Here is a 17,336-nt window from a genome sequence, read left to right on the forward strand (position 1 = left end):
GTCCAGATATGAAAATTCAGTTGTCATTAGTTTTTAACAATTAAATTTTCAATAAAATGGAACCTAGAATAAACTTACACGAGAAAGGTCAAAACGCTTTAAAAACGCTTTATGCCATTGGTGGGTATCTAAAAAAATCACCTCTTGAAAAAAATCTTATCGAACTGGTTTTGTTCAGAGTATCTCAAATAAATTCTTGTGCCTATTGTCTTGATATGCACTCCAAAGATGCACGTGCAAAGGGTGAAACAGAGCAGCGTTTGTACGGTTTGAGTGCCTGGCGTGAAACTCCATATTATTCTGAACGTGAAAGAGCGGCGCTTGGATGGGCAGAAGCGGTAACAAAAGTGGTCGTTCCGGATGAAGTTTACAACGAAACAAAAAAACATTTCACCGATGAAGAAATGATTGACCTGACTTTCGCCATCACAACAATTAATACGTGGAATCGTCTTAACATAGCATTTCCTAACGCAGTTGGCACGTATCAAGTCGGTCAGTTTGGCTGAGAATAATATCTTGGCAATCAGCCTTATAAAAGCTGATTGCCAATACCAAATCAACTAAAACCTTAAATTCAAAAAATCATGAATGAATTCTTATTGGTGATCCACCGCGACCTGACCAGCGCGGATGCCAAACCATCACCCGAACAAATGCAGGCAGCTATTAAGCCATTTCAGGATTGGATAGGCGGTATTGCGGCACAAAATAAACTGGTAACCCCGCCAAAACGCTGGGATTCTGACGGCCGGGTTGTTAAAGAAAATAATACGGTGACGAATGGCCCTTATGCAGAGATTAAAGAATCAATTGGCGGCATGTTGATTATCAGAGCAAATGATTATGATGAAGCTGTTGAAATCGCAAAAGGTTGCCCAATACTGCAATGGGGTGCCAAAGTTGAGGTCCGCATGGCCATTGTTACTGCTTAGAAATATTACAAAACTGCCTTTATAATTGGTGAAGGCAGTTTACAGATTTATGGAAGAAAGAGCGTTAATACCGAAATTATTCCGGACAGAGTATCGTAAAATTGTAGCGGTACTCTGTTATTTATCTGGTATAGAGCACATTGAAATCGCAGAAGATATTGTAAGTGACACTTTTTTGGCCGCCACAGAACTATGGAGTATCAAAGGTTTGCCAGAGAACCCCACAGCCTGGCTCTATACCGTGGCAAAAAATAAGACTAAAAATTATTTAAAGCGCAACTCATTTTTTGAGCAGAAACTTTCAGCGGATATCAAATATCTTACTCCGAAAACGGAAGAAATAGAAATTGATTTGTCAAATAAAAACATTGCCGACAGCCAGCTGGCTATGATTTTCACGGTTTGTAATCCGGCAATTTCCAGTGAAGCGCAGGTTGCACTCGCGCTTAATCTGCTTTGCGGATTTGGAGTGCAGGAAATTGCTGACGCTTTTTTAACCAACAAAGAGGTAATTTATAAGAGAATCAACCGGGCAAAGGAAAAACTGAAAGAAGCCAATATCAAAATTGAACAGCCAACCATTTCCGAAATAAATAACCGGCTTGACAGTGTTTTAACAACGATATATCTGCTGTTTTCAGAAGGCTATTATTCCACTGGCCGTCGCCCCGAATCCCAGAATACCATTTTAAGAAAAGATCTCTGCGAAGAGGCGATGCGTCTTTGTTATTTACTTATTGAAAATACGAGCACAAACAAACCGGCTGTTAATGCATTATTTGCCTTAATGAGTTTTCATTCGTCAAGATTTGACGCCCGGACTAATGATGACGGCGAAACGATTTTGTACGAAGAACAGGACGAAACACGCTGGAATCAGGAGTTAATTGAACTGGGGACACACTTTTTAAATCTTGCCTCTACCGGAAATATAGTTTCAAAATATCATCTGGAAGCAGGCATTGCTTACTGGCATACGCAAAAACAGGACAGTGCTGAAAAGTGGGAAAATATCCTTCAACTCTATAATAGTCTGCTTATTTTAGAATATTCCCCGATTGCGGCATTGAACCGAACTTTTGCATTAGCAAAAACAAATGGCAAAAAAGAGGCGATCGTTGAAGCGGAAAAACTTCATCTGACAGATTATCATTTTTATTATTCCTTGTTGGGAAATCTTTACACCGAAATTGATAACAAAAAGGCCCTTCAACATTTTCAAGCCGCACTTCATCTTGCACATTCATCCGCTGATAAAGCTACGATCAGCAAAAATATCGAACGGCTGCTAAACTAAATTTTTATTTTTTAACATCAATTCGATATTTCAGTTGAATTACATTGTTAATAGTCTTGCAATCAGAAATTAAATAAAACACTTACTATCAATACTTTAAATCCAAGTAAAGTATCATCATCAAATAATTATTGCTAAATATTTTGTTTCCAAGAAAGCCGACTGTAAATTTACAACTGTAAAAATGAAAAAGTAAATTTATGACTTACATCAGTGCGCAACCACAATTAGCGAGTTCATGGGACGACATATGTTATCCCGTTAATCCGGTATGGCTGGCGGATCTTTTGCCCGAATATGATATTATGGCTACTGACCGTCAGCAATTAATTGTTGGACAACCTGATGGCGGAAGAAAAACCATTTTCGGTATTCAGAGTGCTGACTATTCCATTATTCCCAACGCAGCTATCCGCGATGTGGTTAACGAACTTGTTGCTGATTACACGCTCCAAATCAAGCACACAACAACGGGCGAGTTTAGTATAAGCATTATTTTACCTGAGGAATTATCCATTGGTGGCGAAAAGCTCCATAAAAGCTTGATTCTGACCAACAGTTATAATGGAAAAACGCCGTTTAGCGTGCAGGGACAAACACTGACTTCGGTATCTGACGATAATACCTTGCCAGGAAGCAGCATGTTCCGGACAGTTTGCCAAAACGGACTTGTTGGCTGGGCAGATCCTTTTGTAAAAGTATCCGCTTATCAGCAATGGCTGAAACAGTGGTCGTTGGGAAAAGAGAAAGCGCGGACTTCACAAAGTGCAAAAACGCAAAGTCGTCCGTCGCAGGCAGGTGCTGAAATACGAAAAATCCATCATGGTAAGCTCACAATCGATATTTTTCAGCAGCGGTTACGTGACATGCTGATCTATCACATTCAGGCAAAACCAACATTAACGGCAGATATTTATGAGCATTTCCACAATACAGCTGTAAAAAAAGCGGATGAAGGTATGCTTAAAACGTTGCCAATTCCTGTACAACTGGCGAAACAGGCCCAGGAACGGTTACGACTGGAAGAGCGGATTTTGAGTTCGGATCCCTCCTACTGGCTCATGTATAATGCAGTCAATTATGCGTTATTTACAGCCCGCAGCAGTCTGACCCTTAACGATCGGTACAAATTGGATGAACGTGTTTTTCATCATTTGGCTGCCCGTTCTTTTGCTTAGGTACGGGATTTGAAGTTATTTTTTGTTGAGTATTTTTCAGCACAAAAATTCAATAGGTGTAAATCATTTAATATGCATTCAGTTAATCTACGTCCGGCAACAGTAATTCAATCTTTATTTTTGAATGAAGGTAATTCCAATTTGAAAGAATCGCATTTTGTCAAAGAGCTTTTCTCGGCACTTCCTCATGAAGATCTGGAATTATACGCCAGTTTTATCGGAGAAATTATCAGCAATCCCGACCATGAAGATTATATTTCGAATTCCCGGAAAAATGTTGAGCGTGTTGAATTGAACGAAACGACAAAACAAAGATTTGTCCGTACTATGCAGCGTGTTACGCGGTTACATGAAGGAATTTCGCGGAGAGACAGAAGTTTTATTCAACAATTTTGGGCTCAGATCCGCAGACTTTAAGACTTAATTTCAATTTGACATCGCGGTTTCAAACGCATTTCGTTTTCATTTAGAAAACTTTCTGGTAAAAAATTATGGTAATTAAATCAGAAAAACATTTTAATAATATTGACAGGTATCCTGATATGCGAACGGAGAATTTCCATACCGTATGTCAGATACCCTTCCATAGTTTTGCCGCAAAGACCTACTATATTTCTAATTTTAAGGACTTCAACACGATTACCCCGAATCTGCTTTAATATCAGATATCGGGGTCAATTCCCCGGTATAGGGGAAAATATTCCAGACTAAATTTTCATACTGGTCAATCTGACCATTTTCTGATACACAGATTTCCAAATGAAATCTGCATGGACGCGCTATGCAACTTCCTATGCAGCGTTTATGATATTCAATCCATCTGATGACAAACAATAAAAAGAATCTTGTAATACTTGGCGAAGATGACTTTCGTCTGTTAAAACAATTCACGGAAAATTTTTCGCCTAATTCCGATAGCAGTGAAATGACACTGTCATACGAATTAAACCGCGCAATCATAGTTGAAAACAATGAACTTCCGGAAGACAGTATCCGGCTGAATTCTAGGGTAAGAGTACGCGAACTTGTTTCGAACAAGGAGCTGGAATTCTCCATCGTTATGCCAGCTTTTGCTAACATTAAAGATCAGAAAATCTCCGTTTTAACGCCGATGGGTGCCGCTATAATCGGTCTGTGTAAAGGAGAAAAAGTAGAATGGAAGATGCCGGCAGGAATGAAAAAATTCGAAATCCTGGATGTAACCCAGGTTACAGTTTAAATCACTGAATGTGTAGCAGGGCAACAAGAACTTATCGCTCTGCTCCACTTAAAATCTCGTTGATATATTAAAATGAAAAAATTAAAACTTCGTAATTCGGACAGACTAACTGTATCCGAGATAATTATTATCGTCATCTGGACGTTAACGATTACTATGTTTTTTATCATTTTATAATTTCTTTTTGGAGCGATCAGTTTCTTGAATCATAATCTTTTGGGCATTATCGTCTTCGTAATTTTTAGGATTTGAATATCACTTTTCAAACCGTTACAAACGGTAAATTATAAAAATTCGCAGTTTTGAAACTGCGCATAACTAGTGCATAATTAATAAACCAAATGTCCCAAACGGCCATTACAATTTTCTCATCTCCACCCTTTTTTACCCGAAAGACGGGTATATATTTGACCTTGTAACTTTTATTTATCCAAAGAAAAAGGTCATGAGCTTTACAGTCTTGAAAGATAAAAACCAAAATTCCGGACCAGGGCAATTCGCCGATGTCAATGGAATAAGAATGTATTTTGAAATTCATGGTGACGGAAATCCACTTCTATTAATTCACGGTGGCGGTTCTACTTTATATACCAGTTTTGGGAAAATATTGCCGTTGCTGGCGAAGAACTATCAGGTCATTGGCGTTGAACTTCAGGCGCATGGCCATACCTCCGACAGGGATGCGCCTGAAAGTTTTGAACAGGATGCCGATGATGTGGCCGGATTGTTAATGCAACTAAACATTTCCGGCGCAAATATTTTCGGTTTCAGTAACGGCGGTAATACGGCGATGCAAATTGCCATCAGACATCCAAAATTGGTAAGCAAGTTAATTCTGGCTTCTTCTTTTTACAAGAGAGAAGGAATGTATTCTTGGTTTTGGGATGCCATGGAGAAGGCAAGTCTGAATGATATGCCAAAAATTTACCAGGACGAATTTTTTAAAATCAATCCAAGCCAGGCTGCATTGCAGAATATGCACGACAAAGATGCGAACAGAATGCGTACGTTTCAGGATTGGAAAGATGAGGATATCAGTTCAATCCAGGTACCTGTTCTCGTTATAAGTGCCGACCAGGATGTGGTTCGTCCTGAACATGCGGTTGCAATGTTTCGTCTTTTTCCTCATGGAAGGCTGGCCCTGTTCCCCGCCAGCCACGGGAGTTATATGGGCGAGATCATGTCACAGGGTGGCAATAGCAAAATACCAGAATTGTTTGTTGAAATGGTGAATGAATTTATTGAAGCGCCAATGCCCTGATCAAAATTTTATTTTTGATAATTACAATTTATACATCAGCTGCACATTAAAACTAAGCTGGTATGTACGCGAATAATTATCCGAAGTATTTGAAACAGGAATTTCGTAATGAAAAGTTGGCTGGGCTATAATGGAGAGATGAGGTGCAAAATTATAAATCACACCGGCTCCCACTGTGGGTGATACTCTGGAATATTTATCTGATTTAATAATAAAATTACCAAAGCCAGGAATATCAAAATGACTTGTTGTCCGGAAATTAAATAAAGTACCCGCGGAAAAATAAGGTGAAAATTTCCTGTCAAATGCCTGGTAATTAACCATTACCGGAATTGACAAATTATGTGAACGAACACTTGAGGCAATCAAATTTAAATTCGATTCACTTAGCCATAAACCTGTTGATGCTGACCATTGGGGAGAAAAAGAATATCTGGCATTTAACCCGATCGAGTAACCCTTGAACGTATTCTCAGAATTATTTTCTACAATTGTGGTCCCGGTTCCACTGGCATTTGGTATCTCGTTTGTCACATAACTTTTGCTATGGGTTTTAAAGGGAGATACACTGGCAGAAAATGCAAATTTACCTTGCGCCAAAACCTCCGGTGAGAAAAATAAGAATCCAGTAAGAAAAAGCAAGATTATAAAAACCTGACGCATTAGTATTCGTTTTACTTTCATTTCTGAAGCAACATTAGGTATAATTCATGACAAAATTAAAATCTGTACATCAACTGTACATTTAAATTCAGCTGGTATGTCTGCGAATGTATCCCGGAAAGAGGAATTATATACTGGAAAATTGGTTGAGCGATCATGGATATATGTTGTGCAAAATTGTAGATTACCCCTGCGCCAACCATAGGTGTTACTTTGGAATCGTTACTCTTAAATGTAAAATTGGTTTCCAAACTGGATATATTTAAACGGCTCGTTGTACTAAAATTCCACATAGCTCCCGCAGAAAAGTATGGTGACAATCTTCGTTCGGAAGTCTGAAAATTAACCATCGCGGGTATAGCTAAATTATGTGATCTGCTACGCCCCGTATAAACCGATATCGCAGGAGTTATTTGAGGCACGTTTTGCCAGGATTCACTTAGCCATAAACCAGTTGACGCAGACCATTTTGAGGAAAAGGAATACCTCCCATTCAAACCAACCCAGTAGCCCTTGGTTGTTGTTTTAGATTTTATTTCAGTAGTGATTGGTTCCCCTCCGGTACCACTTGGAATAACAAAGGAATTTTTAGATTTGATTTGTCCATAAAATGGAGCCGCAGTGATTGAAAAAGCAAACTTACTTTGACCCATAACCACTGGTGATGAAAGTAAAAATCCAGCCAGAATTATCGTAACGCTAAAAAGTGCTTTCATTATCTATCCGTTTAAATATGAATTCAGCCCTATCCGTAAGTTCATACTCTCCATTATTTTGAAGAATTTTAAAAGCTTCTTTTCCCAGTTTAATAAGTATAATTTACCGCTGATTTACTAAGTAATTTGTGTTAAAAATTTCAAATTAAATATAAATATTACAATTGTTATCTTAGTCACGAAAAGTGCTTGATAGTACGATTGGGGAGAGTAATTCAGATTTCGGGGACCTTCAAATTTAATGTCTTAGAAATCTTTTTTCTTTGTTTTGATGGATAAAGTTCGGTGCATTAACATGAATCAGCGTTTCCTTAATCTTACTTATGATGTCAGAATATTGCTGCCACTTACATAAACTTAATACAGGATTTGCTGGAATGATCTTTGTTTGTTGCCCTGTAAATAACTAACCTTTAAATTTTTATGGACAGCATCAACCAACAACAACCTGAAAAAAATCACGAAGATCTTTTTGGCAAGGAAGCCGGAGAGAAAATTAAAGAACTGGCAAAAAGTGCAAACACCTGCTTTTTCTGTACCCGGATAACTTCTCAGCAACCACTAAAAGTAAGGCCTATGTCGGTCCAGAAAGTGGATGATGAAGGTAATTTCTGGTTTTTAAGTGCAGACGACAGTAACAAAAATGCAGACATTTCCGCTGACGAAAACGTACACTTATTATTTCAGGGCTCAGCGCATTCAGATTTTTTAAGTGTATATGGCTCCGCTACGATTTCCAAAGACAAAGAAATAATCAAAGAACTGTGGGAACCGATTTTGAAAACATGGTTCACCGAAGGTATTGATGATCCAAGAATAACGGCTATCAAAGTGGAAGCCAAGGAAGGTTATTATTGGGACAACAAACATGGGAATACCGTTGCCTTCGCAAAAACCGTCGTAGGTGCAATCCTTGGTAAAACCCTTGACGATTCGATTGAAGGGAAATTGGTTAATTCATAAGGTATAATTATCACAAATCCTGCTGTACAGTTCATTGTATAACACGATTTGTGATTTTTTTTATTCTACATACCTAAGATTTGGAGGTATATTTAAAATTAGTATATTTGGAGTATGAATAAGAATGCTCAACAGCTTCTCAAAGGAAGTCTGAACGCTGTAATATTGAAACTTCTCTCACAAACAGAGCGGATGTACGGCTACGAAATATGCCAAAAGGTAAAAGAAATGACTCGTGGTGAACTGCGTATAACTGAGGGAGCACTCTATCCGGCGCTGCATAAACTGGAAGGTGAAGGAATATTGATTACGCAAACAGAAGTTGTGGACGGTCGAGCCAGAAAGTATTATTCTATTGCTAGTGATCAAAAGGGAAATGCGGTGGATAGACTTGCGACAATACAAAATTTTCTCAGTCAGCTTCAACTAATACTTGAACCGAAAGATTTGATTTCTATACACGCCAAATAATATGTACTATGAAAGTAACACAGGCTCAGTATTTTGAGATAGAAGATTTTTTAAGTAAAAAATGCAGGTTGTCAGAAACTGAATTCATCGATGAAATGACTGATCATTTCATCGATGCAATTGAAGAAAAACTAAAAGAGTCAATACCTTTTAACGAAGCTATGTACTCAACAATTGAAGATTTTGGCGGTATGAGGGCTATCCAAAAAATGGAATGGCAATTCAGAAAAGGCTTTGTCAAAAAGCAACTGCGTGTTTTGTTGACTCTGTGGAAAAGCCAGCTATCTGGTCAAAAATTACTAAGAAGTTTGATTGTTACTTTTCTTGTCACAACACTATGTTTTTATCTCAAATTATATACAAAAGATGTGACTGAAAGCTACAATTTTGTAAATGGAATACTAACCGGATCCGCCATTTTGCCTGTTATCATGCTCCCTATTTTTCTTCTCCAAAGATATATTAAATGGTTAGATATCTTTGGAATGATTAAATCTCAAACAATTGTGAGAGTTCTTATTACCTTTTTGGTAGCACTATTTGCGGTCTTATCCTCACTGATAATCACTAAATCAGGATTTAATAATTTGACAAGTGCACTATTGCAGTCCTTTATTTGGACGGCCTTCGCTATTTCCATCATTTCACTTTTTGAATATTCCAAAGAATGCGAAGGGAATTACTGGTACGTCACGAAGTAACCGAAAGTCACTTATCCAACCTTTCGTTGTGCGTAGTGTTCTTCGAACACTGCGTACTTTTTATAAAGGACCGTTTGTAACGGTCTTCGGAAATAGTGAATTAAAAATTGCTTTTTTCAATCGTCTACCGCTGCATCTGCATAACATCAAAATTATGAATACAGGTTTAGTACCATTTTCAAATAAAAATATTTATCTTTTGAAAAAATAAACTTCGAAGTTATGTCTCTTCTGGCGATAACATTTCTTGGCATGGGTACATACGAACTTGCACTCATCTTTTTAGCGATTTTAGTATATCTTCAAATCATCGTAACTATAATCAGTTTACTCAGAAATAATGATTTGGAAACCTTTGAAAAAGTGGTTTGGTTACTCTTAATTTTGTTAGTGCCTGTAATAGGAACATTAATTTATCTTTTCTTCGGTATGCCTCGGAAGGTGAGCAATACCAAATGAATGTAACTGCTTTTGAATAGTTTTGCAGAGTATTCTTAATCGCCTGATTATCAATTAAGATCTTTTAACATTTAAATAAAGGTATAAGGTATACCTGCAATGGTTTAGATTAAAATCGACCATTAAACAACGCCTTATCCTCATGAAATCTCAATCCCGAAATTTTTACTATTCCGGCATATTTTTTATTACCCTAAACATACTTACAACTACTTTTCTGTGCATTATTTATTTGCAGCACGGTTTACAGATTTATTTCCTGGCTTCATATCCTTCCTGGCTTGTTCTTGTGACAATAATTGATGTGATAAGCGCATCTATTTTGCTTAAATATTATCACGTTAAGAAATACCGGTTCTCATTTTTTACAGGTACAATTTACCTGGCAGCCTCCGTCAGCCTGTATACGATTCTTTATATTATGCTGGTATTCAAAAAATTAAATGCACTTTATATACCTGTTTGCATTTTTCTTTTAGTGACTTCACTTGCATTTTATATCACTTTAATATTTTCAAATTCCGGAAAGCGGCCATTGTTAAAGTTTGCCGGAATTCTCGGATTGATATTGGCTGCGATTTTACTTACATCTTTGCTGTGGAATAACTATTTTCCCTCTTTGCACCTACGTCCGGTTTTTGAAAGCATTAACTTCTGGACATCCTGGTGTTCCTGTATTGTTTCAGGTTTGCTTCTGGGAAACTTGATTAGAGAGCTCAGAGAGACAAAAAATCCGGCTCGAAATTCCGTAAATTACAGTCTGATAGTTTCTGCACCGATTGTATTTGTTTCAGTATTCATTTTGGGTTACAAATTATATTCTGAATCTCAGCTTGTAGGTTATCCTCATCAGATCAGTGAAAAAGCCCGGGGCATAGCATCACTTTTTGAAGCAAAACATTTTGTAAACGCGGATGGTGATTCGCTGCGTTACAGATTCATGAAACCGCTGGATTACAATCCACAAAACAAATATCCGCTTGTTGTGCTTTTGCATCACGGAGGCGTGCACGGCACAGATAATATCATTCAGGTTGAAGGCTCGGCCGCTCCGTTTCTTTCAAACTATGTCAACAAGAGAAAATATCCTGCATTTTTATTTGTCCCGCAATGTCCCCAAAATATGAGTTGGGGCGATCCCCTGTTTTCTCAATTGGTGTTTGAAGCCATTAACGATTTTGAAGAACAATTTTCGGTTGATATCAAAAGACGTTATGTGATGGGAATTTCAGGTGGCGGTTATGGCTCCTGGTATTTTATTGGCACCCATCCGGAAATGTTCGCCGCCGCCATACCGATGAGTGGTGGATTGGATCCTGGTCTTTCCGGCAATATGGTAAATGTTGCTGTCTGGGCATTTCATGGTGACAAAGATGCCTTAGCCCCTGTAAGCAGCACACGAAGTATTATTGCCGGAATAAAAAAAGCCGGAGGCCATCCCCGTTATACGGAATTTCCAAATGCCGGCCACAATATTGATGGTCAAGTGCAGCAAATTCCAGGTCTTTTAGATTGGCTTTTTTCTCAAAAAAGAGAATAGCAGTTTTACGAAAGGACAAATTTCTCTTGTGATTTCAATTTTATAAATAACATTATTTCAATTTAGTTTTTAACATAATAAATGCATTTTGGCAAGTAATGCTAAATATAACTTTCCTATGATTTAAGATTTCAAGTAACATGAATTTCAACACCCTTCTTTATTAACTGCTGCATTGTTAAAATCCAGACAAAACGAAGAACAGATATTGGAAATTTATCATTAAATTACATTAACTCAGGGGTATAAAAGTCGCGTATAACAGTATATATGGGTATGTAACGGTAAATACACCATTTGCCATCATCGAAAAATACAGAAAGCGGAGGCCATTATTAACAAATTGTTAAAAAGCATAATTAATCGATGTGGTTGATAACTTTGTCTGATATTCGATGATTGCGAAATGAGCTTTTACCAAGGTGATTTTCTGTACTCAATAACTATTCGTTAAACAGGTATATCCATGAGGGAGCAGGGTGATCAGCAGCAAAAAGATTTTAAAGAACTTTACGACAGGTTCTTTAGAAAGGTATTTGTTTTTGCGTATAAGCATACCCGAGATATGGATGAGGCCCAGGATCTGGCGCAGGAAGTTTTTTTGAAATTTTGGCTGAACCGAGAATCTTTTTCTGAAAATATCCCCGCCGACGCCCAGCTTCTTACCATTGCCCGCCAACTTGTCATCAACCGCTACAAGCGGGAACTGGTCAGGCAGAAAGTTTATAAAAGCTGGTATGAAAACAAACCGGAATTTTCTTCCTCTGACGATTCTGATCAACCTTTATTGACTACCGAACTTACCACACGTCTTGAATCGGCGTTAGATAACTTGCCGCCAAAGAGAAGAGAAATCTTTGAAAAAAGCCGTTTTGAAGGACTTTCCTATGAGCAAATAGCACAGCAGCTGTCTATTTCAAAGAGTACAGTGGAAAGTCAGATGGTTAAAGCACTTCGATCCCTTCGTACCAGTCTTCTGTTTTTTACCATTATTTTTCTTAGTTAACAATTTGTTCACATACCGGAGTAAAGGTGGTATCCGAGTTGTTTGTATTCCTATATATAACCAATTATAATGATCAATCGAGAGCTCTTGCAAAAACTCAGGGAAGGCCGTTGTACCCCTGACGAACTAGCTGTTTTACAGAACTATTTCGATCGGAATGATATGGGTGAAATAAAAAATTTATTAACCGAAGACTGGCAGAATGCGGACGAAATTAATGATCCGTTTCTACAAAATTCTGCTGATTCTGCACAAGCGCATATCTGGGAGCAGCTTAATGGAGTTTTACAAACCGATGTTAACGCAAACAAACCTCCGCAAGAGCACAAAAAAAGCCAGGATTTTTGGTACATGGCGGCAGCTTCCATCGCACTTGTATTGTTTGCCGGAGCTGGTTGGTTTTTAATGAAACCTTCGAAAATTAACGATATCAGCCTGAATGACAGCGAACAGAAGCAGTCAGTTTGGATTGAAAAACAAAATATTACGCTTGAAAAAATGTCAGTCCGGCTTATTGATGGTAGCGTAGTCACGCTATCCCAGCATAGTAAACTCTCCTATCCCGAAAAATTTGAGGGGCATTTTCGTCAGGTAAAGCTTACCGGAGAGGCATTTTTTGCAGTACATCGTGACACACTTCATCCTTTTACGATCCGCACCGCGGCACTTCAAATCCGGGTTTTGGGTACAAGTTTTAATGTTGCAGAAAAGGCCGGATCCATAACAGAAGTTGCAGTTAAATCAGGCAAAGTTATGGTCGCGTCCTTATCTTCTAAAACAAAATTATTTCTAGGTCCAAACGAGCAGGCCGTTGAAAATCTGCAAGAAGGAAAGTTAACTAAGACCTTGGTTTTAACACCCGAAATTGTAAATCCGGAAATCATAAAAAACAGGTTTGAATTTAACGATGCAGCTGTTTCTGAGGCTTTTGACATTTTGCAGCAGGCTTATCACGTCGAAATTGTTTATGACAGGCAAATTCTTGGGAATTGTCCGCTTACTGCCCGGCTTACTGATCAGCCGTTGTTCACAAAACTTGATATGATTTGCGCAAGTATCGGGGCTAGTTATCATCTGGAAGGAGCCAGAATTTTCATTGATGGATCAGGATGTAATAATGATTAAGCAATAAATTTTTTCCAAACCCTAAACACTAACCTATGTAAAAACCTTGACAATCACCACATAAAAAAGCCACTGACGCTGGTACCGTCAATGGCCTGAGATCACACGAAATGTCCTTTTGCGAACACGCCCGAAAAACGGGTGCGGGATCCTTTTGCCCAACTTTTACAACAATTGAACAAAACATTCAAATTTATGAAATACAAACGACGAAACCGCACATTACTGTGGACTGTCATGAAAATTAGCTTTTCGCAAATAGCAATCATGTTTTGTCTGGCAGGCATTGCCAACGCGCTCCCTTTGTCGGCCCAGGAATTACTGAGCCGCAGAGTAAGCCTGAATGTCAGCAAAGCTCCTATCCATCTGGTACTTTCAGAACTTGAAAAAACCGCCGACGTGCGGTTTGTATACAGTGCTGCCGTGATCAATTCAAAACAAAAAGTATCGGTGAATGCACAAAACCAGAAGCTGGACCTGGTGCTTGAAACTGTTTTTCGTAAAACAAATATTGCCTGGGATGTTATTGGCGGACAAATCATTCTCAAAAAAAGATCGGAGGATAAAGATTTAAAACCCGTCGGACTGGCGCTTCCTGAAATAATGCTTAATAAGGAAAGAGTAGTATCCGGAACCGTTGTAGATGCGGTCAATCATGAAGGGCTTCCTGGCGTAAGTATTCTTATTAAGGGACTTACAAGAGGCACAACTACCGACGAAAAAGGTAATTTTCAACTTTCTTTGCCTGACGAACCAACGGTACTTACGTTTTCTTTTGTAGGATATTTATCTCAGGATGTTACGGTAAATTCTCAAAGCCAGATTTCAGTTAATCTGTCACAGGATACGCGTTCACTGGATGAAGTTGTGGTTACTGCCCTTGGACTTCAAAGAAAAACCAAATCGCTGGGATATTCAGTTGGAGAAATAAAAAGTGATGCTTTAACCAAGGTGCCGCAGGAAAATGCAGTAAATGCTTTGACAGGGAAAATTGCCGGAGTCAGGGTGATCAATACTACGCCCGATCTTAATAGTGACCCGATGATTTTAATCCGGGGTTATACTTCACTTTCCGGAAATAATTCGCCTTTAATCGTTGTAGACGGACTTCCCACCGGAAATGATGTCAGTGTACTTTCAGATTTGAGTGCTGATAATATTGAAAGTGTCAGTGTGCTGAAAGGTCCAAGTGCCGCCGCACTTTATGGATCGAGAGCTGGTAATGGTGTGCTTTTGATTACAACTAAAAGTGGAAACAATGGGAAAAAAGGTCTGGGTATAAGCGTTAATTCGGCGTTTACTGCTACCGTTCCTTACAAATATGTGCCGATCCAGCAGCAATTTGTAACAGGTTCAAATGGAAATTTTGACCAGACAAGCAATCTTTGGTGGGGTCCGCAAATGGGAACTTCTGTTGCCAGGTTCGGAACCAATGGCGTTGCCACTCCCCTTGAACCACATCCTGATAACGTGAAGGACTTTGTCAATACCGGCACAAGCTTTATAAACGATTTCACAATCTCGAATTCTAATGAAAAACTTAGTTTTTCGCTGTCAGTTTCGGATACGAGAGGAAAAGGCGTATATCCTAAAAGTAACCTGCGCAAGGATGCCATAGCGCTTTCAGCCACTTATAATTTTGCCAACCGACTGAGTGTAAGCGGAAATTTTAATTATCTGAATTCAGGATCTGACAATAACCGCGGACTTTCTTATGATAATTATCCCTACGAAGATTTATATTTCACTCCGAACTGGCTGGATATTAACGATCTGAAAAATTATTGGAAAGAGCCAGATGTGCAGCAAAATGTATGGTCAAACGGATTTAATAATCCCTGGTTCACGGTCAATGAAAATATTAATACATTCAGCAAAGTTCGTCCTTACGGCAATATCAAACTAAACTGGAACATCACAGACGATCTTAGTTTGATGACACGTGTGGGCGGTTTTAACGAATCTTACATCACCGACAACCGTACTGCAAAATCTGAAAAAGCGGTTCCAAACGGTGGATATTCTTATATATCAAGAAACAATCAGGAAATCAATACGGACTTTCTTTTGAATTACAAGAAAACCATTGGTGATTTTTCACTGGATGCCTCGGCCGGCGGAAATTTGTTTTTCCAGAATAATGGTCTGGCCACTATCACAGGCCAAAGTTTTGTTTTGCCTGGACTTTACACAGCAAGTAATATCGACAGAGCTTCTGTAAGTTATACTTCCACAAAAAATAACAAACGAATTAACAGCTTGTATGGCATGGCTTCTTTTGGGTATAAGGAAGCGATTTTTCTGGAAGTAACCAGTCGGAATGACTGGTCGAGTACGCTGCCGGTTAATAACAGATCCTATTTTTATCCATCGGCTTCGCTAAGTGTTGTACTGTCTGATTTATTTTCACTTCCAATAGCCATTTCCTTTCTGAAACTTAGAGGAGGCTGGGCCAAAGTTGGTAAGGATACTAACCCTTACAAACTGTCTATGACGCTTGACAAATCTACCTGGGGAAGCAACACCGTTTATTCTTTGCCATCTACAACGCCAACCAGCAACCTGCTTCCGGAAAGTATCATTTCTTCGGAGTTAGGATTTGACGCTTCTTTCTTCAAAAAACGGTTAGGATTTAATTTCACCTACTACGAAGTAGAAGATAAAAAGCAAATTACCGGCGTGTCGGTATCAGGGTCGACGGGATATACTGCGGCTAACGTAAATGCCGGTGTTGTTCAGAATAAAGGTCTGGAAATTTCCATGCGCCTGGTACCCATTCAAACAAAAAATGTGATCTGGGATGCGACTTTCAATTTTACCAAAGAAAGAAGCAAATTGACGGCACTGCCAGAAGGTGTAAGTAATTATCAGTTTTGGAACAGAAATAACATCTACAACCAAACCAGCCTCGGCGGAAAAGTGGGTGATTTGTGGGGACCTGATGTAAAACGAGTTACAGAAGGGCAATATGCCGGATGGCCACTTTTAAATAGTAATGGTGCTGTGCAGCAAAGTACAACCAATATCAATCTTGGCAATGTTATGCCGAAATTCACACTGGGTTTCCAGACCAATTTAACGGTTAAAAGATTTACATTTTCAGCCAGTATCGACTGGCGCCAGGGCGGAAAATACTATTCAGAAAGTATGAAACGCCTGACACGTGACGGGCGGCAGGACAGCTGGCACAAAGGAGACGGATCAAGCACAATGACCGGTATTTTGAGTAACAATTCTTTCAACGGAGACAATAGCAAACTTGCAGCGGAAATTAAATCAAATCCTGGAAAGTACAACGCTATGGACGGACTTACCTATGTGGGTGGCCGTACAGCTGAGCTTGGAGGATTCAATTATGGCGGCGCGGTTTCCAACGGGTCCTTTTTCCCAGGCGTTATTGCCGGTGCCAACGGAGAATATATTGAGAATTTTGGAGAAACAGGTACCAAATATTTCCGCAGTGATTTGATCGCAGATCCGGGTGCAGGATATTGGAGCAGAGGCGTACAAACCTGGATTTATGATGCCTCCTTTATTAAATTAAGAGAATTTTCGGTAGCATACAAACTTCCTGAAAGTCTGGCGCGACATATTGGTTCGAGCGGTTTGTCATTATCGATGTTTGTCAGAAATCTGATGTTGTGGACAAAGGCTAAAAATAACCTTGACCCGGAAGCGACTATGATGAACAACAACGATCAGTTTACGCCAGGATCAAGTTATCTTTTTGGTTTTGACAGGGCTTCGTTTTATCCTTTTTCAATGACCTCCGGTGTCAAATTAAATATTCAATTTTAATCAG

The 17,336-nt window shown here is 38.9% G+C and carries 17 protein-coding genes; 15 read left to right on the top strand and 2 right to left on the bottom strand.

Annotated elements, in window-relative coordinates; all coding sequences use genetic code 11:
* Window positions 1–56 precede the first annotated feature (56 nt).
* The 7 genes from IEE83_RS16345 (at window position 57) to IEE83_RS16375 (ending at window position 5,890) form a co-directional block, all read left to right on the top strand.
* Window positions 57–509, top strand: coding sequence for a carboxymuconolactone decarboxylase family protein (locus IEE83_RS16345; protein ID WP_194121604.1), 453 nt, complete (start codon window positions 57–59; stop codon window positions 507–509).
* Window positions 510–587: 78 nt separating this feature from the next.
* Complete coding sequence (locus IEE83_RS16350; protein WP_194121605.1) at window positions 588–935, top strand: YciI family protein; 348 nt, start codon at window positions 588–590, stop codon at window positions 933–935.
* A gap of 49 nt (window positions 936–984) precedes the next feature.
* Window positions 985–2,232: an RNA polymerase sigma factor gene (locus IEE83_RS16355; protein ID WP_194123436.1), complete on the top strand. Its 1,248-nt coding sequence runs from the start codon at window positions 985–987 to the stop codon at window positions 2,230–2,232.
* 200 nt (window positions 2,233–2,432) lie between these two features.
* Window positions 2,433–3,410, top strand: coding sequence for a DUF932 domain-containing protein (locus IEE83_RS16360; RefSeq protein WP_194121606.1), 978 nt, complete (start codon window positions 2,433–2,435; stop codon window positions 3,408–3,410).
* A 72-nt stretch (window positions 3,411–3,482) separates the two neighbouring features.
* Window positions 3,483–3,827 carry a hypothetical protein gene (locus tag IEE83_RS16365; protein ID WP_194121607.1) on the top strand — a complete coding sequence of 115 codons (345 nt, stop codon included), beginning with the start codon at window positions 3,483–3,485 and terminating at the stop codon, window positions 3,825–3,827.
* Between the two features lie 406 nt (window positions 3,828–4,233).
* A complete protein-coding gene (locus IEE83_RS16370; protein ID WP_194121608.1) occupies window positions 4,234–4,629 on the top strand; it encodes a GreA/GreB family elongation factor in 396 nt (131 codons plus the stop codon).
* A 445-nt stretch (window positions 4,630–5,074) separates the two neighbouring features.
* Window positions 5,075–5,890, top strand: a complete 816-nt coding sequence (locus tag IEE83_RS16375; RefSeq protein ID WP_194121609.1) for an alpha/beta fold hydrolase — start codon at window positions 5,075–5,077, stop codon at window positions 5,888–5,890.
* A gap of 21 nt (window positions 5,891–5,911) precedes the next feature.
* Here IEE83_RS16375 and IEE83_RS16380 read toward each other — a convergent pair whose 3' ends face one another.
* Window positions 5,912–6,574, bottom strand: a complete 663-nt coding sequence (locus IEE83_RS16380) for an outer membrane beta-barrel protein (protein WP_194121610.1) — start codon at window positions 6,572–6,574, stop codon at window positions 5,912–5,914.
* Between the two features lie 35 nt (window positions 6,575–6,609).
* Window positions 6,610–7,269 carry an outer membrane beta-barrel protein gene (locus tag IEE83_RS16385; protein WP_194121611.1) on the bottom strand — a complete coding sequence of 220 codons (660 nt, stop codon included), beginning with the start codon at window positions 7,267–7,269 and terminating at the stop codon, window positions 6,610–6,612.
* Between the two features lie 423 nt (window positions 7,270–7,692).
* On the opposite strand from IEE83_RS16385, the gene IEE83_RS16390 reads away from it, so the two are divergent.
* The 8 genes from IEE83_RS16390 (at window position 7,693) to IEE83_RS16425 (ending at window position 17,332) form a co-directional block, all read left to right on the top strand.
* Window positions 7,693–8,232 carry a pyridoxamine 5'-phosphate oxidase family protein gene (locus IEE83_RS16390; RefSeq protein ID WP_194121612.1) on the top strand — a complete coding sequence of 180 codons (540 nt, stop codon included), beginning with the start codon at window positions 7,693–7,695 and terminating at the stop codon, window positions 8,230–8,232.
* A gap of 114 nt (window positions 8,233–8,346) precedes the next feature.
* Window positions 8,347–8,703, top strand: a complete 357-nt coding sequence (locus IEE83_RS16395; RefSeq protein ID WP_194121613.1) for a PadR family transcriptional regulator — start codon at window positions 8,347–8,349, stop codon at window positions 8,701–8,703.
* Window positions 8,704–8,711: 8 nt separating this feature from the next.
* Entirely contained in the window at window positions 8,712–9,404 is a 693-nt protein-coding gene (locus IEE83_RS16400) for a hypothetical protein (protein WP_194121614.1), read from the top strand.
* Window positions 9,405–9,656: 252 nt separating this feature from the next.
* Window positions 9,657–9,863: a PLDc N-terminal domain-containing protein gene (locus tag IEE83_RS33595; protein WP_194121615.1), complete on the top strand. Its 207-nt coding sequence runs from the start codon at window positions 9,657–9,659 to the stop codon at window positions 9,861–9,863.
* A 142-nt stretch (window positions 9,864–10,005) separates the two neighbouring features.
* On the top strand, window positions 10,006–11,403 hold the full coding sequence (locus tag IEE83_RS16410; RefSeq protein ID WP_194121616.1) for a carboxylesterase family protein: 1,398 nt from the start codon (window positions 10,006–10,008) through the stop codon (window positions 11,401–11,403).
* Between the two features lie 466 nt (window positions 11,404–11,869).
* On the top strand, window positions 11,870–12,409 hold the full coding sequence (locus IEE83_RS16415; protein WP_194121617.1) for an RNA polymerase sigma-70 factor: 540 nt from the start codon (window positions 11,870–11,872) through the stop codon (window positions 12,407–12,409).
* Between the two features lie 69 nt (window positions 12,410–12,478).
* The gene (locus tag IEE83_RS16420) at window positions 12,479–13,534 is read left to right on the top strand and encodes a FecR family protein (RefSeq protein ID WP_194121618.1); all 1,056 of its coding nucleotides are present in this window, start codon (window positions 12,479–12,481) and stop codon (window positions 13,532–13,534) included.
* A gap of 195 nt (window positions 13,535–13,729) precedes the next feature.
* On the top strand, window positions 13,730–17,332 hold the full coding sequence (locus tag IEE83_RS16425) for a SusC/RagA family TonB-linked outer membrane protein (RefSeq protein WP_194121619.1): 3,603 nt from the start codon (window positions 13,730–13,732) through the stop codon (window positions 17,330–17,332).
* Window positions 17,333–17,336 lie beyond the last annotated feature (4 nt).

This window comes from Dyadobacter subterraneus, assembly GCF_015221875.1.
Lineage (GTDB): Bacteria > Bacteroidota > Bacteroidia > Cytophagales > Spirosomataceae > Dyadobacter > Dyadobacter subterraneus.

Excerpts from the sequence above, each read along its gene's own strand:
- IEE83_RS16345 (WP_194121604.1), top strand. The coding sequence starts at position 57 with ATGGAACCTAGAATAAACTTACACGAGAAAGGTCAAAACGCTTTAAAA.
- IEE83_RS16350 (WP_194121605.1), top strand. The coding sequence starts at position 588 with ATGAATGAATTCTTATTGGTGATCCACCGCGACCTGACCAGCGCGGAT.
- IEE83_RS16355 (WP_194123436.1), top strand. The coding sequence starts at position 985 with ATGGAAGAAAGAGCGTTAATACCGAAATTATTCCGGACAGAGTATCGT.
- IEE83_RS16360 (WP_194121606.1), top strand. The coding sequence starts at position 2,433 with ATGACTTACATCAGTGCGCAACCACAATTAGCGAGTTCATGGGACGAC.
- IEE83_RS16365 (WP_194121607.1), top strand. The coding sequence starts at position 3,483 with ATGCATTCAGTTAATCTACGTCCGGCAACAGTAATTCAATCTTTATTT.
- IEE83_RS16370 (WP_194121608.1), top strand. The coding sequence starts at position 4,234 with ATGACAAACAATAAAAAGAATCTTGTAATACTTGGCGAAGATGACTTT.
- IEE83_RS16375 (WP_194121609.1), top strand. The coding sequence starts at position 5,075 with ATGAGCTTTACAGTCTTGAAAGATAAAAACCAAAATTCCGGACCAGGG.
- IEE83_RS16380 (WP_194121610.1), bottom strand. The coding sequence starts at position 6,574 with ATGAAAGTAAAACGAATACTAATGCGTCAGGTTTTTATAATCTTGCTT.
- IEE83_RS16385 (WP_194121611.1), bottom strand. The coding sequence starts at position 7,269 with ATGAAAGCACTTTTTAGCGTTACGATAATTCTGGCTGGATTTTTACTT.
- IEE83_RS16390 (WP_194121612.1), top strand. The coding sequence starts at position 7,693 with ATGGACAGCATCAACCAACAACAACCTGAAAAAAATCACGAAGATCTT.
- IEE83_RS16395 (WP_194121613.1), top strand. The coding sequence starts at position 8,347 with ATGAATAAGAATGCTCAACAGCTTCTCAAAGGAAGTCTGAACGCTGTA.
- IEE83_RS16400 (WP_194121614.1), top strand. The coding sequence starts at position 8,712 with ATGAAAGTAACACAGGCTCAGTATTTTGAGATAGAAGATTTTTTAAGT.
- IEE83_RS33595 (WP_194121615.1), top strand. The coding sequence starts at position 9,657 with ATGGGTACATACGAACTTGCACTCATCTTTTTAGCGATTTTAGTATAT.
- IEE83_RS16410 (WP_194121616.1), top strand. The coding sequence starts at position 10,006 with ATGAAATCTCAATCCCGAAATTTTTACTATTCCGGCATATTTTTTATT.
- IEE83_RS16415 (WP_194121617.1), top strand. The coding sequence starts at position 11,870 with ATGAGGGAGCAGGGTGATCAGCAGCAAAAAGATTTTAAAGAACTTTAC.
- IEE83_RS16420 (WP_194121618.1), top strand. The coding sequence starts at position 12,479 with ATGATCAATCGAGAGCTCTTGCAAAAACTCAGGGAAGGCCGTTGTACC.
- IEE83_RS16425 (WP_194121619.1), top strand. The coding sequence starts at position 13,730 with ATGAAATACAAACGACGAAACCGCACATTACTGTGGACTGTCATGAAA.